This window comes from Thermophilibacter sp. (assembly GCF_966187215.1).
Map to the genome: position 1 here is coordinate 1 of NZ_CBIFYV010000006.1, position 21,555 is coordinate 21,555.

Consider the following 21,555-nt stretch of genomic DNA (forward strand, 5'->3'; position numbering starts at 1 on the left):
GCCGTCCGTCGGTGAGATGGTACCGCCGGGCGGCGTCGGGGTCACGGTCGCGCCGATGTGCTACCCACCAAAAGTTCCGAAGAGCCGTTTTTTGGCCCGACGCCGCCCGCCGAGATGCCGTTGGGGGCTCGGGGGCTGCGGGCCCGCTCTGGTATCATCGCTGCACGCGTTTTGCTGGCGAGAGGGAACGGAGACCTGATGGCAAACGGACCCGACCTGAGGGACCTGTTCGAGCACCTGCGCCGTCAGGCGTCCGCCGGCGCCGGTGCCAAGACCAAGGCCGCCCCTGCGTCCGGCCCGTCGCTGGCCGAGCGCCTGGCCCGCGGCGGCCGTCGCGTCCTCGTGGCGCTTCTCGTCGTGGCCGCGCTCGCGCTCGCGGCGTGCTACTGGTGGTTCCATCCGGCCATCAACCTGGGGAGCATCCAGGTGTGGACCTGGATCGCGGGCATCTGCGTGGTCGTCCTTCTCGTCCTGGGCGTGGCCGCGGCGCACGGCCCCCTGCGCGGCCGGCTCTACCGCCGGCTCATGGTGCTGCCCGCGGCGCCGCTCGTGTGCCTGCTCCTGGGCCTCGTGATGAGCCAGCCGTTCTTCCCGGGCAACGCGGAGCGCTACGCGCGCGTGCTCACCACCACCGACGGCGTCTTTGACGAGGACATCGAGGAGGTCGACTACGCCGAGGTCCCCGTCATCGACCGTGACTCGGCCATCCTTCTGGGCAACCGCGCGATGGGCTCGATCCCCGAGTACGTGAGCCAGTTCGAGATCGCCGACACCTACAGCCAGATCAACTACCAGGGGCGGCCCGTGCGCGTGAGCCCGCTCGTCTACGCCGACGCGTTCAAGTGGTGGGCCAACCGCGACGCGGGCATACCGGCGTACGTACTCGTGGACATGGTCACGCAGGAGGCCACGGTCGTGCGCCTGGACCAGCCGATCCTCTACTCCGACTCCGAGCCGCTCGCGCGCAACGTGGACCGCCATGTGCAGCTGAGCTACCCGAGCTACATGTTCGACCAGAAGTCCTTCGAGCTGGACGAGGAGGGCACGCCCTGGTGGGTCTACCCCGTGCAGCGCAAGACGATCGGCCTGTTCGGCGGTACCACGGTGGCGCGCGTGGTGCTGGTGAACGCCTGCACCGGCGAGACGGCCGACTACGCCGTGGAGGACGTGCCCACCTGGGTCGACCGCGCCTACCCCTCCGACCTGCTCATCGAGCAGTACAACTGGAGCGGCATGTACGCGGGCGGCTGGCTAAACTCGTGGCTTGGCCGGGGGGGTGTGGGGAGCACCACGCCGGGCACCAACGGCCAGCTGGGCTACAACTACCTCGCGCAGGGCGACGACATCTACCTCTACACGGGCGTGACGTCGGTGACCGCGGATGACTCGAGCGTGGGCTTCATCCTCGTGAACCAGCGCACCGGCGAGTCGCACTTCTACCCGGTGGCGGGCGCCACCGAGGCCTCGGCCATGGCGAGCGCCGAGGGCCAGCTGCAGAACCTGCGCTACCAGGCCACCTATCCGATCCTGCTCAACGTGGCGGGCCAGCCCACCTACTTCGTGAGCCTCAAGGACGACGCGGGCCTGGTCAAGATGTTCGCGATGATCAACATCGAGCAGTACCAGAGCGTGGCCACGGGCTCGACGGTGGAGGAGTGCCAGGAGAGCTACCTGGCGCTCCTGGCCGCCGACGGGCTGCTCTCGGACGAGGAGGCCGCCGAGGCCTCGGGCACGCGCGACGTCAGCGGCACGGTCGCCACGATCGCGCAGGCGGTGGTCGACGGCAACTCGCACTTCTACGTGACGCTCGAGGGAGACGAGACGATCTACGACTGCGCGCTGCCGGGGCTGCTCGAGATCGTGACGTACCGACCGGGCGACGCGATCGCGCTGCGCTGCGCCGACGAGCCCGCCGAGAGCGGCGCCGTCCCCGTGACCGAGCTGCTGTAGGCGTGGGGCGTGCCGGGCGCCCGGTCCTTCTCAATTAACACGCAAAATCTGACATCTATAAACCTTAATCCTGCGATTATATGAATATGAAATCATTTTTTGCGGGTTAATGGAGGGGTGGCGAGAAGGACGTGGGGCCACGGGCTAGCGCACCGTGCGGTCGTGGTTGACCGGCCGGTAGAAGAGACGCGCCACCTCGTCGGGGTCGCGGGTCTGGCCGAGCGCCCACATAGTCTTGGCCACGAGCGCCTCCGTGGTCATGTCGTCGCCGCGCAGGATGCCGGGCTTGTCGGCGTAGGGCCGGCCGACCTCGTAGACGCCGAGGTCCAGGCCCTCCTCGGGAACCTGCGTGGTCAGCACGACCGTGCGGCCCGCGTCCACCCAGCCGAAGATCGCCTCGCGCCACGAGTCGTCGTAGGCGGGGATGCCGCCGATGCCGAAGGTCTCCAGCACGAGCGCGTCGCACGCCTCGGCCAGCGGCCCCAGCACCGACGCGCGCAGCCCCGGCGTGAGCTTGAGCACGGCCACGCGCTCGTCGAGCGAGCGGTAGACGCGCGGCGCGGCGCCCGTGCGCGGCGCGGCAGCGGGACCCGCAGGTCGCACGACCCGCTCGCCGCGGACGTAGGCGAGCGAGGGGTAGTTCATGCTCGTGAAGGCGTTGAAGCTCATCGTGCGCTGCTTGCGGGCGCGCGTGCCGCAGATGACCTTGCCGCCAAAGACCACGCTCACGTCGCGGCTGCCCTCGTCGCAGGCGTAGAGGACGCTCTGGTAGAGGTTGAGCTTGGCGTCGGTGAACGGGCTCGCCATCGGCTGCTGCGAGCCGGTGAGCACGATGGGCTTCTCGCTGTCCTGGATCAGGTACGAGAGCGCCGCGGCGGTGTAGGCCATCGTGTCGGTGCCGTGCAGGACCACGAAGCCGTCGTAGTCGTCGTAGGCGTCGGCGACGACGCCGGCCAGAGCCGTCCAGTCGGACGGGCGCATGCTGGTACTGTCGATGTTCATGGGCTGGGTGAAGTCCAGCTCGCAGAGGGTGTCGAGCAGCGGCACGCGCTCGGCCAGCTCGCGGCCCGTGAGCGTGGGGGCAAGGCCGTCCGTCCCGCCGGTGGAGGCGATCGTGCCGCCGGTGGCGATCAGGAGCACGCGGCTCATCGCACGCTGCCCGCCAGCGCGAGGCGCGCGGCCTCGGCGCAGCCGTCGTGGTCGTTGTCGGCCACCACCACGTCGGCCAGCGCGCGGGCGCGCTCGTTGGCGTTGCCCATCGCCACGGCGAGGCCGGCCGCGCGCAGCATGGGCAGGTCGTTGTCGGCGTCGCCCACCGCCACGGTGGCCCCCATCGGAACGCCGAGAAGCCCCGCGAGCTCGCCGAGCCCCACGCCCTTGTCCACGCCCAGCGGCGAGAACTCGAGGCTCGAGCGCTCCGAGTAGGCCGTCACGAGCGGCAGGTCGGCGAGCTCCGCGCGGGCGCGGTCGCGGTCGGCGGGGTCGGCGAAGAAGACGTCGACCTTCTCGGTGGGCTCGCCCGCGACCAGAGGCGCCCAGACGTCGTCGGCGGGCGTGCCGAGACGGTCGAACATCGGGACGTAGTCCCGCATGCCGTAGTCGGCCGCGCGCTCGAGCAGGCACGCGCTGTAGTAGAAGCCCCCGCCGGCGAAGGCGTCGAGCGTGACGTCGTAGCGCCGGCACACCTCGGCCACGCGCCGCACGAGGCCCGCGTCGATGGGGCGGCGGCTCATGACGCGCCGCTCGGCCAGGTCGTAGAGGATCGCGCCGCAGGCGCAGATGGCGTAGCGCACGCGCGCGAGCTCGGCGCCGTAGGCTTCCACCATGATCGGCGCGCGCCCCGAGCAGATGGCGACGGAGACGCCCGCGTCGGCGAGCTCGGCGATGGACGCGCGCGAGGACGGCAGCACCTCCTTGCGGGAGCTCAGCAGCGTGCCGTCCATGTCAAAGGCGATGAGCCGGTAGTCCATGCGTCCCCCCGGTCCGCGCGCCCGCGCGCGGCGTCCTAGTCTGCCAACAGGTAGCTATCGATGGCCTCGGCGCAGCCGTCGTGGTCGTTGTCGGCCACCAGGACGCCGGCGGCCTCCCGCACGCGCGCATTGGCGTTGCCCATGCCCACGGCGAGCCCGGCCACGGCGAGCATCGGCAGGTCGTTGTTGGAGTCGCCCACGGCGACCGTGGCCCCCATCGGCACGCCGAGAAGCTCGGCGAGCGCCGCCAGGCCGGTGCCCTTGTTCACGCCGCCCGGCGAGACCTCGAGCGTCGTGGAGTCGGAGTAGGCCAGCTCGAGCGCCAGGTGCTCCGCTTGGATGCGATCGCGCACCACGTCGCGGTCGGCGAGGTTCGAGAAGTGCAGGTCGATCTTCTCGATCGCCACGCCGGGTCCGAGGATGGTCTCCCAGACGTCGTCCACGCCGATGCCGGCCTCGCGGAAGAGCTCCACGTAGGCGCCGGTGCCGTAGCCGCCGAGCTCCTCGAGGTCGGCGGACGGGTAGTAGAACTCGCGGCCCGAGAACGCGTCCGGCGAGAAGTCCGTGCCGGCGGAGAGCTCGCGCAGGCGCGCGATCAGGGCGGGCTCGATGCTGTGACGCGCGAGCACGCGGCGCTCGGCCAGGTCGTAGAGGGTGGCGCCGCTGCTGCAGATGGCGTAGCGCACGCCCGGCAGCTCCGCGCGGTGGTGCTCGACCATGCCCGGGCAGCGCCCCGAGCCGATGGCGACCTCGCGGCCCGCTGCCAGAGCGCGCCCGATGGCGTCGACCGACGACGGCAGCACCCGCTTGGCGCCGTCGAGCAGCGTCCCGTCCATGTCAAAGACTATGAGCTGGTAGCGCACGTGTCTCCCTTCTCGCCTCCGCGGGCGCGGCGTGCGGCGACGATCAGCCGTGGTAGTAGCCCAGGCGCTCGTAGACGGGCTCGCAGCAGACGTTGATGCCCAGGTTGCGGTAGGTGCGGCGGTCGGCCTCGGAGATGATGACCGAGAAGTACGCGTCGCAGCCGGCCAGCTGGTCGAGCGCGTCGATCACGGTCGCGGCCTCGGGGTTGGTGGCCGAGGAGAGCGACAGCGCGATGAGCGTCTCGTCGGAGTGCAGGCGGGGGTTCCTGCTGCGCAGGTGGTCGGTCTTGAGGCGGCAGATGGGCTCGAGGGCCTCGTCGCTCACCACGTAGGTGTCCTTGGGGATGCCGGCCACGCGCTTGGCCGCGTTGAGCAGAAGCGACGACGCGGCGCCCAAGAGCTCCGAGGTCTTGCCGGTCACCACGCTCCCGTCGGGCAGCTCCATCGCCGCGGCGGGCGCGCCGGTGGACTCCTGCTTGTCGAGCGCGGCGCGGTGCGCGGGCGAGAGGTCGGCCGTGACGTCAGCCTGGCCCATGAGCAGCTCGATCTTGGCAAGCGCCTCGGCCCCCTCGCCGGTGCGGCGCAGCTCCTCGGCCGCGGCGAAGTAGCGGCGCACGATCTCGTGGCGCGCGGCGTCGCGGCAGGCCTCGTCGTCCGAGATGCACAGCCCCACCATGTTGACGCCCATGTCGGTGGGGGACTGGTACGGGCTCTCGCCGGCGATGCGCTCCATCATGGCGCGCAGCACCGGGAAGGTCTCCACGTCGCGGTTGTAGTTGACCGTGACCTCGCCGTAGGCGTCCAGGTGCCAGGGGTCGATGATGTTGCGGTCGTCCAGGTCGGCGGTGGCCGCCTCGTAGGCGATGTTGACGGGGTGCTTGAGCGGCAGGTTCCACACCGGGAACGTCTCGTACTTGGCGTAGCCCGCGCTCACGCCGCGCTTGTGCTCGTGGTAGAGCTGGCTGAGGCAGGTGGCGAGCTTGCCCGAGCCGGGGCCGGGCGCGGTCACCACCACGAGCGGGCGGCTCGTCTCGATGTAGTCGTTCTTGCCGAAGCCCTCCTCGCTCACGATGCGGTCAACGTCGGAGGGGTAGCCGTCGATGAGGTAGTGGCGCCACCAGCGCACGCCCATCTGGTCGAGCCGGCGGCAGAACGCCTCGGCGTGCGGCTGGCCGGTGAAGTGCGTGACGCAGATGCCGCCCACCATGAGCCCGCGCGCGCGGAACGCGTCGAGCAGCCGCAGCGCGTCCTCCTCGTAGGTGATGCCGATGTCGGAGCGGCGCTTGGCGTTCTCGATGTTGTCGGCGTTGATGACGATGATGGCCTCGACGTCGTCAGCGAGGCTCTCGAGCATGCGGATCTTGGCGTCCGGCGCGAAGCCCGGCAGCACGCGGCTCGCGTGGTAGTCGTCAAAGAGCTTGCCGCCGAACTCCAGGTAGAGCTTGCCGCCGAACTGCCCTATGCGCTCGCGGATGTGCTCGGCCTGGAGCGCGATGTAGCGGTCGTTGTCGAATCCGGTGCGCATGGTGTCCTCTCCTCGTCTCGCGGCACGGCCAGCTGAACAGCGTAGCATGAGCGGGCCCCCGCCCGGGCCCGAGCGACGCGCGAGGTTTCCGGTCTGTGTCACGCTTACACGGAGAATACACACGCACAGGCCGTGAGCGGTATGATGGCTTATGCCGTATCGGGGATATGGCGACATGTGACCAATTTCTTTGGGGGAGACATGGGCAAGAAGAACGTCGTCTGCAAGAGCGCCATTCTCGGCCGCGAGATGCACGTGGTCGTCCACGGCGAGAAGGGCCTGCCGATCGTGGTGTTCCCCACGATGGGCATGGCGCCCGAGAGCCTCGAGGAGGTCGGCATGGTCGACGAGCTCGCCGACTACGTTGACTCCGGGGTCGTCCAGCTCTTCTGCACCGAGACGATCGACGCCGAGAGCTGGGGGTCGGACGCCGACAACGAGGAGCGCGCACAGCGCCAGGAGACCTACTACCACTTCGTCGTCGACGAGCTGGTGCCCCTGGTCCACAAGGTGAACGGCACCGACGCCCGCCCGCTGGCCCTGGGCTGCGACACGGGCGCCACGCAGGCTTCCATCGTCGCGCTGCGCCGCCCGGACCTCTTCCAGGGCTGCGTGTGCCTGTCGGGCTGCTATGACGCGCGCCGCTACTTCGGCGACTGGATGGACGCGACGCTCTACGACAACACCCCCTGCGCCTTCCTGCCCAACATGGACGCCGACCACCCCTACGTGCCCGTCTACAACCAGCGTCAGCTGCTGTTCTGCACCGGCCAGGACGCCTCCGAGGCCGACAGCCTCCGCTCCACGCGTGTGATGGGCGAGCAGCTTGCGCGCCTGGGCGTCGACGTGTGGTGCGACTACTGGGGCGGTGACGTGACGCACACCTGGTACTGGTGGAAGAAGCAGCTGCGCTACTTCATGCCGATCGTGCTCGACGACGTCGAGAAGACCACGGCAGCCGAGAAGCCCGCCAAGAGGCGCGCGACGCGCAAGCCGGCCGCCAAGAAGACGGCCGTCAAGACGACGTCGGCCAAGAAGCCGGCCGCGGCCAAGGCGACCGCCGCCAAGGCCCCGGCCGCCGCTGCGACCAAGGCCGCCGAGAAGCCCGCTGCCAAGAAGCCTGCCGCCAAGCCGGCGACGACCGCCGCCGCGAAGAAGGCCGCCGAGCCCAAGCCGGCCGCGAAGAAGGCCGAGCCTGCCAAGAAGCCGGCCGCGCCCGCTGCCGCGCCGATCGCCAAGGCCGCGAAGGCCGCCGCTCCCGCCAAGGCCGTGAAGGCGGAGGTGCCCGCGAAGGCCGTCAAGGCCGAGGTGCCGGCCAAGGCCGTCAAGCCCGCCGCGCCCGCCAAGGTTGAGCCCAAGCCCGCCGCCAAGCCGGCAGCGGCCAAGAAGCCCGCTGCCGCCAAGGTCGCGCCGAAGGCCGCCGCCGCGAAGAAGCCGGCCACGTCCAAGGCTGCCGCCAAGGCCGCTCCCGCGGCCAAGAAGACGGCGGCGACCAAGGCCGCGACCAAGCCGGCCGCCAAGAAGGGCACCAGCGCCAAGTAGCGCCCGCCCATGAACGTCGTCTTCGTCTCGCCGCAGTTCCCGGACGCCTACTGGCAGTTCTGCGCCGCGCTCAGGCGCGACGGCGCCCGGGCGCTCGGCGTGGGCGACACGCCCTACGACCAGCTCGCCCCGCAGGTGCGCGACGCGCTCGACGAGTACTACTGGGTGAGCGACCTCGAGGACTACGACCAGGTCTGGCGCGCCCTCGCGTACTTCTCGTACCGCTGGGGGCGCGTCAGCTGGGTCGAGTCGAACAACGAGCACTGGCTCGCCTCCGACGCGCGCCTGCGCGAGGACTTCAACGTGGCCAACGGCCCGCGCCCCGAGCAGGTGGCCCGCTGGCAGAGCAAGGCCGCCCAGAAACCGCTCTACGCGGCCGCGGGCGTGCCCACCGCGCGCCAGACGCGCCTCACGACCTTTGACGAGACGCGCTGGTTCATCGGCGAGATGGGCCACTACCCGGTCTTCGCCAAGCCCGAGGTCGGCTGCGGGGCGGCCGGCACGCGCGTCCTGCGCACCGACGACGACCTGCGCGCCCTTCTCGCCGAGCACGGCCCCGAGGGCGCCGAGCCCGTCCCCTACGTGATCGAGCAGCTCGTGGAGGGGCGGATCTGCTCGTGGGACGCGATTCTGGACAGCCGCGGCGAGCCGCTCTTCGAGAACCAGGAGGAGTTCCCGCCGTCGATGGCCGACGTGGTGCACGGCGGGCTCGACCTGTCCTACCGCTCGCTGCCCGCGGTGGACCCCGAGCTCGCGCGGCTGGGGCGCGCCACGGCGCGCGCCTTCGACCTGCGGAGCCGCTTCGTGCACATGGAGTTCTTCCGCCTGACGCGCGACCACCCCGGCCTCGGCGCGGCGGGCGACTACGTGGGGCTGGAGGTCAACGTCCGGCCGCCGGGCGGCACCACGCCGGAGATGCTCAACTACGCGCACGCCACCAACGTCTACCAGATCTGGGCCGACATGGTCTGCTTCGACGAGCGGCGCTGCGAGCCGGGCGGGCCGAGCGGCTGCTGCGTCTACGCGAGCCGGCGCGACGCGCACCGCTACGCCCACGCGCACGAGGACGTCCTCGCGCGGTGGGGGAGCGCGATCGTGGCGCACGGGCGCGTGCCCGACGCGCTCTCCGACGACATGGGCAACTATCAGTACACGGCGCGCCTCGACGACGAGGCGCAGGCCGACGAGTTCGTGGCATACGTGCAGATGAGGGAGCGTGAGCGGGATGGCGATGACGATCAGGAGGGCCTGCGAGAGGGACCTGGCGGGGGTGCACCGGCTGCTGAGCCAGGTGCTTGAGGTGCACGCGGCCGGGCGTCCCGACCTGTTCCGCTCCGGCACGCGCAAGTACACCGACAAGGAGCTTCTCGGCATTTTCGCTGACGACGCGCGCCCGGTCTTCGTGGCGGTGGACGACGAGACGGGCGAGGTCATGGGCCACGCGTTCTGCGAGGTGCAGGATTTTCGCGGCTCCAACAACATGCAGCCGATCGTCGCCCTCTACATCGACGACATCTGCGTGGACGAGGCCCGGCGCGGCCGCGGCATCGCCACGGCGCTCTACCACCGCGTGCTCGACCACGCGCGCGACCTGGGCTGCCACAACGTGACGCTCAACGTGTGGGCGTGCAACCCCGGGGCGCGCGCGTTCTACGACGCGATGGGGATGAGCGTGCAGAAGACCTGCCTGGAGCAGGTGCTCGACTAGCGCGCGGCCTGTCCGCTTTTGGGCCCGACGGCCTTCTCGGTGTTGGGTACGTACCATGGCGCGGGTTACGTACACTGTTGTGGGTTTGATATCGAGAAGAACAGGGCGCTGAGCTGGGAATTCTCGATTGCTCGGTACCTTATCAACTTTGCAATAGTGTACGCATCGAACGAGAGTGTACGTAACAGGCCGTGCGCGCCTGCCCTAGCCTTCCTCGATCCAGGTCTCGCCGGAGCGGTCGGTGAGGCAGACCACGTCGCCCACGAGCGGGCAGGGGCGCGTGTTGACCACCTGCGCGGGGTTGCCCACCACGGTGGTGTGGGCGGGGACGTCGCGCACCACCACCGAGCCGGCGCCCACGTGCGCGCCGTCGCCCACGGTGATGGCGCCGAGCACGATCGAGCCTGCGCCCAGCATCACGTTGCTGCCCACCGTGGGGTGGCGCTTGCCGCCGTGTTTGCCGGTCATGCCGAGCGTGACGCCCTGGTAGATGAGGCAGTCGTCGCCGATGATGGCCGTGCCGCCGATGACCACGCCGATGCCGTGGTCGATGACCAGGCGCCGGCCGATGCGCGCGGCGGGGTGGATGTCGGCGCCGTACCTGATGCGCGAGCGCTTGGCGAGCCACAGCGCCAGCGTGCGGTGGCCGCGCTCGTAGAGCCAGTGCTGACGGCGGTACGCCCGCACCACGCGCGCACCCACCGAGAAGCGCCGGACGTCGGCGACCGAGCCGGCGGACGGGTCGCGCGCGAAGGCGGCCTCGTCGTCCTCGCGGATGAGCTGGCGCAGCGTGGGCTCGCCGTCGCGTCTACCGCCGTCCGCGCGCCTCACTCCGCGGCCTCTGTCGAGAGGTAGCGCTCGCCGGTGTCGGGCAGCACGGCCACGATCGTGCGGTCGGCCATCTTGGGCCGCGCGGCAACGTCGAGCGCCGCCGCCACGGCCGCGCCCGACGAGATGCCCACGAGCAGTCCCAGCTCGCGCGCGAGGCGCCGCTTGACCTCGACGGCGCGCGCCGACGCCACGGGCATGATCTCGTCCACCAGCGCATGGTCGAAGTTGTCCGGCACGAAGTTGGCGCCGATGCCCTGGATCTGGTGCGGGCCCGCGGGCCTGCCGGCCAGCACCTGCGACTCGGCCGGCTCCACCGCCACGGCGAGAAGGTCGGGCCTGCGCTCCTTGAGGTAGCGTGCGCAGCCCGAGATGGTGCCGCCCGTGCCCACGCCGGCCACGAGCGCGTCGACGGCGCCGTCGGTGGCGGACCAGATCTCGGGGCCGGTGGTCTCGTAGTGCGCCCGCGGGTTGGCGGGGTTGTCAAACTGCCCCGCGATGATCGAGTTGGGGGTGGCGGCGTGCAGCTCCTCGGCGCGCGCCACGGCGCCGGCCATGCCGTCGGCGCCCGGCGTGAGCTCCACCTGCGCGCCGTAGGCGGCGGCGAGCTGGCGGCGCTCAACGCTCATGGTGTCGGGCATCGTGAGGATGAGCCGGTAGCCGCGCGCGGCGGCGACCATGGCCAGGCCCACGCCCGTGTTGCCGCTCGTGGGCTCGATGATCGTGCCGCCGGGGGAGAGGCGGCCGGCGCGCTCGGCGTCGTCGACCATCGCGCGGGCAACGCGGTCCTTTGCCGAGCCGCCCGGGTTGGCGGACTCGAGCTTGCCCAGCACGGTCGCCGCGCATCGCTCGCCAGCCAAGCTGGTCAGGTCGACGAGCGGGGTCGAACCGATGAGGTCCTCGACGGAGCGTGCGACGCGCATGGTGCCTCCCTTGTCGTTCTTCTCGGCGCCCCTAGGGTGGCACTGATAAACCCACCAAGCAAGTAGGAATTACGTGGCGGTAACACGGTGCGGCGGAGAGCCGGAACCTCCTGTCCATCCGAACGCTTTTGGCCTGATTCCGTTCGGATACGTAGGAGCTTCTCGCTTAGTCCTTGGGCGAATTCCAGATTAGATTGCACCACCCGGAGAGGGTGGCGACCGTGTACAGTCGTGAGTTCAGGGAGAGGGCCGTCGCCCTCGTCGCGTCCGGGGCGAGCGCGGGCGGGGCCGCGCGCGAGCTGGGGTGCGGCAAGACGGCGGTCGTCGAGTGGTGCGGGGCGGCGGGCCTCCGCCTCCGCCACGGCCGCGTCGGGGGCCCGGTGAGGAGGCCGGTCGTGGAGGCAGCGCCGCTGCCGCCGAGGAGCTCGCCGAGGGCGAGGCTGGACGCCGAGCGCAGGGCGCTGATCGCCGACCGGCTGCGCGCCGGGCGCGGCGTGAGGGAGATCGCCCGCGAGCTGGGCGTGTCCCACTCGACCGTGTCGCGCGAGCTCGCCCGCAACGCGCGCCCGGACGGGCGCTACGACGCCGGCTACGCCGGCAGGAGGGCCGCCGAGCGCGCCTCGAGGCCGAGGGCCGGCAGGCTCGAGCGCGACCCGCGCCTGAGGGCCGAGGTCGCGCGGAGGCTGGCGCTCAGGTGGTCGCCGGAGCAGGTCTCGGCGAGCCTCAGGCGCGACTTCCCCGGGGAGGGGGCGATGCGGGTGAGCCACGAGACCATATACCGGGCGCTCTACGTGCAGGGCCGCGGGTCGCTGCGCGAGGAGCTCGCCGTCGAGCTGGTGCTGAGGAGCGGCAGGCGCTCGAGGAGGCGCCGATCCCTGCCGCCCGAGCCCCGCGGCGGCAGGACCTGGGTCGAGGGCGCCGAGATCTCGCGCAGGCCGCCCGAGGCCGACGGCCGGGCCGTCCCCGGGCACTGGGAGGGCGACCTCGTGGTCGGCGCCGACGGCGCGACCTGCCTGGTGACGCTCGTGGAGCGCTCGACGCGCTTCCTGCTGGCCTCCAGGCTCTGCGAGCACACCGCCCAGACCGTGGCGGGCCGCCTCGCCGAGATGGTGGCGGGCCTGCCGGGGGCCCTCAGGCGAACCCTGACCTGGGACCAGGGCGTCGAGATGGCCCGCTGGGGGGACTTCGCCGACGCCACGGGCTTCGAGGTCTACTTCTGCGACCCGAGCAGCCCCTGGCAGCGCGGCACCAACGAGAACACCAACGGCCTGCTCAGGCAGTACTTCCCCAAGGGCACGGACTTCTCGCTGGTGACGGACGAGGCGGTGCGGGATGCGCAGGACCAGCTCAACGGCAGGCCGCGCAAGACCCTCGGCTGGTCGACGCCGGCGGAGGGGATGGCGCGAGCGTTAGCGGAGAGTGGTGCAATCACTGTGTGAATTTGCATTGGTATTCGAACGTTCCAGCGCCTCGTTCGTTCGTATTGTCGTGAGTATCGAGAAGCCCGGCGCGGTCGGGCGCTAGTACAGCGGCAGGTCGCCGGTCAGCGGGTCGATCGTCTCGGCCGGCAGCGGCTCGAAGGCGAGGCAGGTGTAGGTGGCCTCGCCGTGGAACTCGGTGAGGCCCGCGTCGCGCACGAGCGCCACCACGAGCCTCCGCTCGCGCCCGCGCGCGGCGAGGTCGAGCAGCTCCTCCTCGGAGTCCACGTAGACGCAGACCTTGGCCACGCCGGCGTCGAACCAGTCGGTGAGCGGCGAGCGGTCGTCCTCGGCGTGCTCGACCCAGGCCCAGCCGTCGGTGGCGCGCACGTCGGCGCCGCGCCCCTCGCGCGCGAGCGCCATGAGCACGGCCTCCACGCACGCGTGGCCGGCCTGCGCGGCGATCTTGCCCTTGCGCATCTTGAGGTCGCGGCGCATGACGATCATCTGCTTGGCCTTGTAGCTGCTCACGGGCATGGGGAATCCTTTCGGGCGAGGCGGCGTGCCCCGTCGTCACTGGCGGGACGAGACGTAGCTGTCGTCGATAGTGATCTTGCAGATGCAGCGCGGGTAGCGCTCGCGCACCAGCTCGGAGACGCGGCGTCGCAGCTCGTCGTTGTCGAGCGCGAGGTCGTGCGGGCGCACGCAGTCAAAGATCACGTTGGTGTGGGTGGGCCCGGGCACGGTGCGCAGGTCGTGAATCGTCAGGCGCGCGTCGATCTGCTTGACCGCCTGGTTGATCCAGTTGCGCATGTCGTTGACCTGCGGGTCGTCGGTCACGATGGGGTCGTAGTGCAGCGTGACGATGAGCCCGTCCTCGTCCTTGAAGTCCTGCTCGATGTTGTCGATGAGGTCGTGGCTCTCCATGGGGTCGGCCTCGGCGGCCATCTCCACGTGCGCGCTCGCGAACTGACGGCCCGGGCCGTAGTCGTGCACCATGAGGTCGTGCGTGCCGAGCACGCCCGGGTAGCTCATGATCCGCTTGCGGATGTGCTCCACCAGCTCCGGGCTCGGCGCCTGGCCCAAGAGCGGGCTCACGGTGTCGCGCACCAGCCCCACGCCGCTCCACACGATGAAGACGCCGACGGCAAGGCCCGCCCAGCCGTCGAGCTGGAGCCCCGTGACCTGGGAGACCACGGCGCAGGAGAGCACGGCGGCGGTGGAGATCACGTCGTTTCGGGAGTCCACGGACGTGGCCTCGAGGGTGTCCGACGAGATGCGCCGCCCGAGCGTGCGGTTGAAGGCGGCCATCCACAGCTTCACCAGGATGGACAGCGCGAGCACCACCACGAGCGCCCAGGAGAACTCGACCGGCTCGGGCGCGACGATCTTCTGGACGGACGACCAGGCCAGGTTGAGGCCGATGGCCAGCACGAGCGCGGCCACCACCAGGCCGGCCAGGTACTCGAAGCGCCCGTGGCCGTAGGGGTGGTTGGCGTCGGCGGGCTTGCTCGCCAGCTTGAAGCCGAGCAGGCTCACCACGTTGCTCGCGGCGTCCGAGAGGTTGTTCACGGCGTCGGCCACGATCGAGACCGACCCGGCGAGAAGCCCCACCGCCCCCTTCGCCACGCAGAGCAGGACGTTGCAGACGATGCCGGTGACGCCCGCCACCAGCCCGTAGCGGGTGCGCACGGCGGCGTCGGCAATGTCGTCGGCGTGCGGAACGAACAGACGCACGATCAAGTCGGTCATGAGACCCCTCCCCTTGCCGCGCACCTCTCGCGCGGCAAGGGGAAGTATACCCGCTCTCACGCGAGGCGCAGGAGGCGCATCAGGTTGATCCGGACGAGCTGGTCCGCGGCGAGAAGGACGGCGAGAAGGGCAAGCCCCACCAGCGCGCCGGCCGCGAGCAGGGCCCCCTCGCCGCCCGCGGCGAGCGCGGCGCCGAGGGCCGCGTCGGCGGCCGGGTGCCAGAGCGGCCAGAGGATCGACTGGGCGACGTAGAACCCCAGGATCGAGCGGGCGAGCGCGCAGCAGGCCCTCCCGACGCCGCCCTCGGCGCGCCCCGGGTCCCAGGGGGCGCGGGCCACCAGGGCGACGAGCGACACCGCGAGGGCGAGGGAGACGGGCGAGGTGGACTTGAACGAGAGCGCCCCGAGCAGACGCAGGTCGCCCGCGAGCGCGGCCCCTGTCTCGCTCGCCACCGCGAGGGCGACGCTCGCGACCAGCGCCCGTCGGGGCCAGACGCGCGAGGTCCCGCCCGCCAGGGAGCCACCGACCAGGAAGGAGTCGAGGTAGCTCGCCGCGCTCATGAGCTTGCGCCACTCGAGGAGCCCGCGCTCGTCGGACCCGGGCGACACGAAGGCTATGTAGAGATTGACCAGGACGACGAGGGCCGTGAGCGCGCAGACGAGCGCCCGGGGGCGGCGCAGGCGCGCCCAGACCCAGCCGATGAGGGGCGTGACGCACACAACAGCCAGGTAGACCCATATGAACTGGAGGCCACCCACGAGGCTGGAGGGAGTGACGAGGGGGGTGTCGCCCAGCGGGCCGACCCACGCGTCCGCGGCGAGCGCGACCAGCGCGTAGAACGCCATGGTCGCCAGGACCGGCACCGCGCGGCGGACCGTGGCGCGCAGCTGCGCGCCCCAGTAGCCCTCCCCGCGCGCGGCCCCCGCGGCACGCGGCACGAGGAAGAGGCCTGAGACGACGAAGAAGACGTGGTTGCCGAAGGTGCCGAGCAGGTCAACGCACCCCAGCGCCGACAGGGCGGCGGGGCCCAGCGCGAGCGTCCCGTCCGTGGCTGCGGCGAAGGCGTCCTGGAAGGCGTGGAACACGGCGATGCCCGCGATCGCCGCGAGGCGCAGGGCCTCGAGGCGCGGGTTGCGCCGAGCGTGCCGCGCGTCGGCGCGCCTGCTGATGGCCTGGTCCATGAGACCCCCCTCGTCCCGTTTCCCCCAAGTATACGGCGCGCCGCCCCGCCGCCCGCCGCTCCTCTCGCCCGCGTCCGTTGCGCGCGGCCCCCGCGCGACCTAGAATCCGGCCACGCGAGGAGAGGGGGAGCTGTGGGCGCGGGGACGTCTCTCGAGGTGGCGTGCGCGGTCGCGCTTGTAGCGGCTCTGGTGACGGCGTCCGTCACGGACCTGCGCCGGCGCGTGGTGCCCAACGCCTGCGCGCTTCTCGCCTGGGCCTCCGGGGTCGTTGCGGCCGTCGCCGCGGGCCCGCTGCCGGGCGCCGCGCTCCGCTCGCTCGCGGGTTCGGCCGCGGTGCTCGCGGTCATGCTGCTCGCGGCGCGCCTCTCGGCGCGCGGGGGCGGCCGGGCTGGGGTGGGCGGCGGCGACGTCAAGCTGCTCTCCGCGGTCGCGGCGTGGACCGGGCCGGTGGGCGGGCTCGCCACGGTGGCCCTCTCGTGCGCGCTCGGCCTTCTGGGCTGGGGCGCCGCGGCCCTTCTAGCCCTCCTGCGCCGCCGGCGCGTGGGGCGCGCGATGCCGCTCGCGCCGGCCGTCGCGCTGGCCACGGCGCTGGTCCTCGCCGCACGCGTTGTGGCGCTCCCGTGAACGCGGCACCCCCGCGGCGCGAGGACTACCGTCCGCGGCATTCTTGGCCCCGTGGCGCATACGGGCGGGTATATCTAAAATGTCGCATGTCGGATCCCCCAACACCCGGCTGCGACGTGTGAGGGCGCGACGGCCCCCGACCGTCGCGCCTGCATGTTCCCGGCGGGTCGCGTGCGGGGTCGGACGTGGGGCGCCTGCGCCCCGGCCAGCCCGTGCGCGACTCGCCTGTTTGGGGGACCCCGTGATCAAGCTCGTGCTCTCTGACCTGGACTCGACGCTCATCTGGCGGGAGGACCACGTCATATCGCCCTTCGCGCTGGACGCCGTGCACGCCCTGCAGGACGCCGGCGTCCACTTTGCCCCGTGCACCGGGCGCATCTACCGCGACCTGCCGGCCATGTTCGCCGGCGACGCGACGGCCTGCGCCACGGCCGTCACCAGCAACGGCCAGCTCACCTACCTCGACGGCGAGCTCGTGGACAGCGTGGAGATCGACCACGCGGCGCTGTGCGCGGTGCGCGCCGAGCTCGACGCCGTGGCCGACGCCTACCTCGTGGTGGAGTACGGCGGCGAGAAGGTCGCGGTTGCCGCCGACCTGGACTTCGTGCTGGCGCACCCTGACAACTTCTGGAGCGTGCGCCGCGCCGTGCCCGAGGCGCCCGACGAGGCCTGCTACAAGGCCAACGTGCGCGTGGTGGGCAGCTACGACCGCGCCCGCGAGGTGGCCGCGGCGCTGGCGCGCTCCTGCGCCGAGCTCGACTTCGTCTGCCCCATGCCCGGCACGCCCCACATTGACCTCACGCCGCGCGGCTTTGGCAAGGACCATGGCGGCGACGTGCTCGTGGAGCGCCTGGGCATCGCGCCCGACGAGGTCTGCTGCTTCGGCGACGCCGAGAACGACCTCGCGGTGCTGCGCCACTACGAGCGCTCCGTGGCGGTGGCCAACGCCGTGCCCGCCGTGCGGGCCTGCGCGCGCCACCACATCGGGCCCGCGCGCGAGGACTCCGTCGCCCGCGCCCTGCTTGAGATCGCGGAGGCCACGCGCGCGGGTCGGCTGCCCGCGTTTCTCGCCTAGGGCGCAGCGGGCCGCGCTAAGATGTGGGGACCTGAGAGAGGGGAGCCCATGCGCATCACCGACAAGCTGGCCGCGCGCCAGACGTTCTCGCTCGAGATCTTCCCGCCCAAGGGCGAGCTGCCGCTCGAGAAGGCCTATGAGATCGCCGGCGAGATGGCGGTCGACCGGCCGGACTGGATCTCGGTCACCTACTCGGCGGGCGGTTCGGGCAACTCCGCCAACACCGTGCCCATCGCCGCGTCGATCGAGCGCGACCTGGGCGTGACGGCGCTCGCGCACCTCACCTGCCTGGGCTCCACCCGCGCCGACGTGGACGCCTACGTGGCCGAGCTCGCGGCGGCGGGCGTCCGCAACGTGCTCGCGCTGCGCGGCGACCGCCGGCCCGGCCGCGAGGAGCGCGACTTCGCCCACGCCTCCGACCTGATCGAGCACCTGCGCGCCTCGGGTGCCGACCTCTGCATCGGCGCCGCGTGCTACCCCGAGGGCCACGTGGAGTCGCCGAGCGAGGAGGCGGACTTCGCGGGGCTCTACGCCAAGCAGGAGGCGGGCGCCGACTACCTGGTCTCGCAGCTCTTCTTTGACAACGAGGACTTCTACCGGTTCCGCGAGCGGTGCCTGCGCCACCGCGTGCGCCTGCCCATCGTGGCGGGCATCATGCCGTTCACGAGCGTCAGCCAGATCCAGCGCATGGCCTTCAACTGCGGCGCCTCGATCCCGGCGCGCGTGGTCAAGCGGCTCGTGCAGGCCGGCGACGACCCGGCCGACCAGGCGCGCGCCGGCGTGGAGTACGCCTGCGAGCAGCTGCGCGACCTCGCGGTCAACGGCGTGGACGGGCTGCACGTCTACAGCATGAACAAGCCGGCCGTGGCGCACGCCGCCCACGAGGCCCTTCTCGCCTGCGGCTACCTGGGGGCCTAGCCCGTGGCGGCGCGGCGCTACGACATCCGCGCGCTCGACCGCGGCGAGGTCCTGCGCTACCTGGGCTACGCGGGCCAGCCGCTCTCTCCGGAGCTCGACGCCCGCGTGGACCAGATGGTGGCGCGCTGCCTGGCCGTGGCGCGGCCGAGCGGCTGCGCGCGCGTCTTCGACGTGGCCGGGCGGGACGAGCGGGACGGCGTGCCCGTGGTTCGCCTGGACGGGTGCGCGCTCGAGCTGGAGGGCCGCTCGATCGCGCGGCACCTGGACGGGGCCGTGGCGGTGGGCGTGCTCGCGGTGACCACGGGGCTTGCGCTCGACGCCGAGCTCAGGCGGCTCTCGCTCACGGACCGCGTGGGCGAGGTGCTGCTCGACGCGGCGGGCTCGGCGCTCGTGGAGCGCGCGGCCGACGAGGCCGAGGCGGACCTCGCGCGGGACGCCGCCGCGCGCGGGCTCGTTGCCGGCCCGCGCTTCTCGCCGGGCTACGGAGACCTGCCGCTGGCCACGCAGCCCACGCTGCTCGCGACGCTCGACGCGCAGCGGCGCCTGGGCATCACGCTGTCGGACTCGCTGCTCATGACGCCCGTCAAGAGCGTGACGGCCGTGGTGGGGCTCTTTGGGCCGGGCGCGGTGCCGCCGGCGCTCGACCCCTGCGACGCGTGCGCCCGCCGCGACGGGTGCGCCCTGCGCGCGTCCGGCCGGCGCTGCCGCGGCGCGCGCTGAGGGGCCGCGGCGCGCCCCGCAAGCGCTAGCATGGGGTGCCGAGAAGCCCAGGGAGGGAGCACCCATGACCGACGCACGTTCCGCCGCCACGTCCGACCTTCTCGCCGCCGCGCTGGCGGGGGAGGGCTACCTGCTGATCGACGGCGCGATGGGCACGCAGCTCCAGGAGCGCGGCCTGGCCGCCGGTGAGCTGCCCGAGCTGCTCTGCCTCACCGACCCCGACGAGGTCACGGCCGTGCACGCCGCCTACGTGGCTGCCGGCGCGGACGTGGTGACCACCAACACCTTCGGTGCCAACGCAACCAAGCTCGGCGACGCGGCCTCCGTGGAGGAGGTCTTCTCGGCGGCCGTGGCCTGCGCACGCGCCGCGCGCCCGCGCTACGTGGCGGCTGACCTCGGGCCCACCGGCCAGCTCCTGGAGCCCATGGGGCCGCTCTCCTTCGACGACGCCTACGAGCTCTTTGCGCGGCAGGTGCGCGCGGCGGTGGCGGCGGGCGCGGACCTCTTTGTCATCGAGACCATGACCGACCTCGCCGAGGCCAAGGCGGCGCTGCTCGCCGTGCGCGAGAACTCGGCGCTGCCGGCGCTCGTGACCATGACCTTCGAGGAGGACGGGCGCACCTTCCTGGGCACCACGCCCGAGGTGGCCGCGCTCACGCTCGGCTCGCTGGGGGCCGATGCGGTGGGCATCAACTGCTCGCTCGGCCCCGACGAGGTGGCGCCGCTCGCCGAGCGCGTGCTCGCGTGGGCGGGCCGCCCGGTGGTCGTGCAGGCCAACGCCGGCCTGCCGCGCGTGGAGGACGGCGTCACGCGCTACGACATCGGGCCCGACGAGTACGCCGCCGCGGTGGCGCGCATGCTCGACGCGGGCGTCACCATCGTGGGCGGCTGCTGCGGCACCACGCCCGCGCACACGGCGGCCGAGCGTGCCCTTCTCGATGCCCGGCGGCCACCCGAGCCCCGCGCCGCGCGCGACGTCTTTGCCGTGTGCGGCCCGCAGCGCCTGGTGGCGCTGGCCCCCGGGGAGGTCGGCGTCATCGGCGAGCGGATCAACCCCACGGGCAAGCCCCGCATGAAGGAGGCCCTGCGCAGCGGCAACCACGACCGCCCGCTTGCCGAGGCGCTGGCTCAGGAGCGCGCCGGGGCCCAGATCCTGGACGTCAACGTGGGCCTGCCCGAGATCGACGAGCGTGCCGTGATGGGCCGGCTCGTCCCGGAGCTTCTGGGCGTGACCACGCTCCCGCTGCAGATCGACTCGTCCGACCCGTCCGTCATCGAGGCGGCGGTGCGCAGCTACCCCGGCAAGCCCCTCGTCAACTCCGTGAGCGCGCGGGCCGACTCGCTGGCGGCGGTGCTGCCCATCGTGGCGCGCTACGGCTGCGCGGTGGTGGCGCTCACGCTCGACGAGCGCGGCATTCCCGAGACCGCCGCCGGGCGCCTCGAGCTGGCGCGCCGTATCGTGGCCGCGACCGACGCCGCCGGCATCCCGCGCCATGACGTGGTCGTCGACTGCCTGGCCATGGCCGCCTCGACCGACCAGCGCGCGCCGCGCGCCATCCTCGACGCCATCCGCGCCGTGAAGGCCGAGCTGCCCGGCGTGCGCACGGTGCTCGGCGTCTCCAACATCAGCTTCGGGCTGCCGCTGCGCCCGCTCGTCAACGCGACGTTCCTCGCGGCGGCGCTGGGCGCGGGGCTCGACCTGGCGATCATCAATCCCGGCTCGCGTCGGATGATGGACGTGGTGGACTCCTGGCGCGTGCTCTCCGGCGAGGACGAGTCGGCGCGCTTCTACGTGGAGCACTACGCGGGGCGCACGGACGACGCGGCGGCCGCGCCGTCGGGCGCGGGTGGCGAGAGACCCGGGGCGGCTGCCGGCGCGCCCGCGGGGGCCGGCGCGGGCGCCGAGGCGGCGGCCGACCCCATCGAGCGCGTTCGTGCGCTCGTGATCGACGGGCGCGCGCAGGCGGCGGCCGATGCCGTGTCCGAGGTCCTTCTCGCCCACGACGCGCTCTTTGCTATCAACGAGGGGCTCGTGCCCGCCCTGGACGAGGTCGGGCGGCGCTTCGAGGCGGGGACGTTCTTCCTGCCGCAGCTCATGGCCTCGGCCGAGGCGGCCAAGGCGGGCTTCGAGGTCATCCGCGCGGCGACGCCCGCCGGCGAGGCAGGCATGGCCGCCAAGGGCTGCGTGGTGCTCTGCACCGTGCGCGGCGACATCCACGACATCGGCAAGAACATCGTGCGGATGCTGCTCGAGAACTACGGCTACGACGTCGTCGACCTGGGACGCGACGTGGCGCCCGAGACGGTGGTCGCCGCGGTGGAGGAGCGCCGCGCGCCGCTCGTGGGGCTCTCGGCGCTCATGACCACCACGGTCCCGGCGATGGCCGAGACGATCGAGCTGCTGCGCGCGCGGGCGCCGTGGTGCAGGGTCGTGGTCGGCGGCGCCGTGCTCACGCCCGAGTACGCGCAGATGGTGGGTGCCGACTTCTACGCGCGCGACGCTATGGAGACCGTGCGGATCGCCGGCGAGGTGCTGGGCTAGGGTCGCGCCGGCCGAC

General features: G+C 72.2%; 19 protein-coding genes. 10 read left to right on the plus strand and 9 right to left on the minus strand.

Annotation, left to right across the window (positions count from 1 at the left end; all coding sequences use genetic code 11):
- Positions 1 to 198: 198 nt before the first annotated feature.
- Complete coding sequence (locus ACWTSU_RS00680) at positions 199 to 1,950, plus strand: Tat pathway signal sequence (protein WP_455137979.1); 1,752 nt, start codon at positions 199 to 201, stop codon at positions 1,948 to 1,950.
- Between the two features lie 144 nt (positions 1,951 to 2,094).
- Here ACWTSU_RS00680 and ACWTSU_RS00685 read toward each other — a convergent pair whose 3' ends face one another.
- Genes ACWTSU_RS00685 through ACWTSU_RS00700 form a run of 4 tightly spaced genes read right to left on the minus strand, consistent with a single transcriptional unit; the run spans position 2,095 to position 6,308 of the window.
- A complete protein-coding gene (locus ACWTSU_RS00685; protein WP_455137980.1) occupies positions 2,095 to 3,099 on the minus strand; it encodes an asparaginase in 1,005 nt (334 codons plus the stop codon).
- Positions 3,096 to 3,920, minus strand: a complete 825-nt coding sequence (locus tag ACWTSU_RS00690) for a Cof-type HAD-IIB family hydrolase (RefSeq protein WP_455137981.1) — start codon at positions 3,918 to 3,920, stop codon at positions 3,096 to 3,098. The genes ACWTSU_RS00685 and ACWTSU_RS00690 overlap by 4 nt, the downstream gene beginning before the upstream one ends.
- Positions 3,921 to 3,955: 35 nt before the next feature.
- Positions 3,956 to 4,783 (minus strand): HAD hydrolase family protein, encoded by an 828-nt coding sequence (locus tag ACWTSU_RS00695; RefSeq protein ID WP_455137982.1) that lies wholly within the window; start codon positions 4,781 to 4,783, stop codon positions 3,956 to 3,958.
- Between the two features lie 43 nt (positions 4,784 to 4,826).
- Complete coding sequence (locus ACWTSU_RS00700; RefSeq protein ID WP_455137983.1) at positions 4,827 to 6,308, minus strand: DUF1846 domain-containing protein; 1,482 nt, start codon at positions 6,306 to 6,308, stop codon at positions 4,827 to 4,829.
- A gap of 201 nt (positions 6,309 to 6,509) precedes the next feature.
- Between ACWTSU_RS00700 and ACWTSU_RS00705 the strand changes: the two genes are divergently transcribed.
- From ACWTSU_RS00705 to ACWTSU_RS00715, 3 genes are read left to right on the plus strand one after another with little or no spacing between them, the layout of a single operon-like run.
- Positions 6,510 to 7,850: an alpha/beta hydrolase-fold protein gene (locus tag ACWTSU_RS00705; protein WP_455137984.1), complete on the plus strand. Its 1,341-nt coding sequence runs from the start codon at positions 6,510 to 6,512 to the stop codon at positions 7,848 to 7,850.
- A gap of 9 nt (positions 7,851 to 7,859) precedes the next feature.
- Complete coding sequence (locus ACWTSU_RS00710) at positions 7,860 to 9,149, plus strand: ATP-grasp domain-containing protein (RefSeq protein ID WP_455137985.1); 1,290 nt, start codon at positions 7,860 to 7,862, stop codon at positions 9,147 to 9,149.
- Positions 9,082 to 9,558: an N-acetyltransferase family protein gene (locus tag ACWTSU_RS00715; RefSeq protein WP_455137986.1), complete on the plus strand. Its 477-nt coding sequence runs from the start codon at positions 9,082 to 9,084 to the stop codon at positions 9,556 to 9,558. The genes ACWTSU_RS00710 and ACWTSU_RS00715 overlap by 68 nt, the downstream gene beginning before the upstream one ends.
- Positions 9,559 to 9,762: 204 nt before the next feature.
- Here ACWTSU_RS00715 and epsC read toward each other — a convergent pair whose 3' ends face one another.
- Together epsC and cysK are read right to left on the minus strand one after the other, a co-directional pair.
- A complete protein-coding gene (gene epsC / locus ACWTSU_RS00720; protein WP_455137987.1) occupies positions 9,763 to 10,389 on the minus strand; it encodes a serine O-acetyltransferase EpsC in 627 nt (208 codons plus the stop codon).
- A complete protein-coding gene (gene cysK / locus ACWTSU_RS00725; protein ID WP_455137988.1) occupies positions 10,386 to 11,309 on the minus strand; it encodes a cysteine synthase A in 924 nt (307 codons plus the stop codon). The genes epsC and cysK overlap by 4 nt, the downstream gene beginning before the upstream one ends.
- A gap of 221 nt (positions 11,310 to 11,530) precedes the next feature.
- Between cysK and ACWTSU_RS00730 the strand changes: the two genes are divergently transcribed.
- Positions 11,531 to 12,748, plus strand: coding sequence for an IS30 family transposase (locus ACWTSU_RS00730; protein ID WP_455137989.1), 1,218 nt, complete (start codon positions 11,531 to 11,533; stop codon positions 12,746 to 12,748).
- A gap of 81 nt (positions 12,749 to 12,829) precedes the next feature.
- Here the strand turns inward: ACWTSU_RS00730 and pth2 are convergent, their stop codons facing one another.
- Genes pth2 through ACWTSU_RS00745 form a run of 3 tightly spaced genes read right to left on the minus strand, consistent with a single transcriptional unit; the run spans position 12,830 to position 15,660 of the window.
- Positions 12,830 to 13,264 carry an aminoacyl-tRNA hydrolase gene (pth2, locus tag ACWTSU_RS00735; protein ID WP_455137990.1) on the minus strand — a complete coding sequence of 145 codons (435 nt, stop codon included), beginning with the start codon at positions 13,262 to 13,264 and terminating at the stop codon, positions 12,830 to 12,832.
- 36 nt (positions 13,265 to 13,300) lie between these two features.
- Positions 13,301 to 14,479, minus strand: coding sequence for a cation diffusion facilitator family transporter (locus ACWTSU_RS00740; protein ID WP_455137991.1), 1,179 nt, complete (start codon positions 14,477 to 14,479; stop codon positions 13,301 to 13,303).
- Positions 14,480 to 14,535: 56 nt separating this feature from the next.
- Positions 14,536 to 15,660: an acyltransferase family protein gene (locus ACWTSU_RS00745; protein WP_455137992.1), complete on the minus strand. Its 1,125-nt coding sequence runs from the start codon at positions 15,658 to 15,660 to the stop codon at positions 14,536 to 14,538.
- 132 nt (positions 15,661 to 15,792) lie between these two features.
- On the opposite strand from ACWTSU_RS00745, the gene ACWTSU_RS00750 reads away from it, so the two are divergent.
- The 5 genes from ACWTSU_RS00750 (at position 15,793) to ACWTSU_RS00770 (ending at position 21,539) form a co-directional block, all read left to right on the plus strand.
- A complete protein-coding gene (locus tag ACWTSU_RS00750; RefSeq protein ID WP_455137993.1) occupies positions 15,793 to 16,284 on the plus strand; it encodes a prepilin peptidase in 492 nt (163 codons plus the stop codon).
- A 241-nt stretch (positions 16,285 to 16,525) separates the two neighbouring features.
- Positions 16,526 to 17,359: an HAD family hydrolase gene (locus tag ACWTSU_RS00755; RefSeq protein WP_455137994.1), complete on the plus strand. Its 834-nt coding sequence runs from the start codon at positions 16,526 to 16,528 to the stop codon at positions 17,357 to 17,359.
- Between the two features lie 48 nt (positions 17,360 to 17,407).
- On the plus strand, positions 17,408 to 18,277 hold the full coding sequence (locus ACWTSU_RS00760) for a methylenetetrahydrofolate reductase (RefSeq protein ID WP_455137995.1): 870 nt from the start codon (positions 17,408 to 17,410) through the stop codon (positions 18,275 to 18,277).
- 3 nt (positions 18,278 to 18,280) lie between these two features.
- Positions 18,281 to 18,997, plus strand: a complete 717-nt coding sequence (locus tag ACWTSU_RS00765; RefSeq protein WP_455137996.1) for a vitamin B12 dependent-methionine synthase activation domain-containing protein — start codon at positions 18,281 to 18,283, stop codon at positions 18,995 to 18,997.
- A gap of 64 nt (positions 18,998 to 19,061) precedes the next feature.
- Positions 19,062 to 21,539: a homocysteine S-methyltransferase family protein gene (locus ACWTSU_RS00770; protein ID WP_455137997.1), complete on the plus strand. Its 2,478-nt coding sequence runs from the start codon at positions 19,062 to 19,064 to the stop codon at positions 21,537 to 21,539.
- Positions 21,540 to 21,555: the final 16 nt, after the last annotated feature.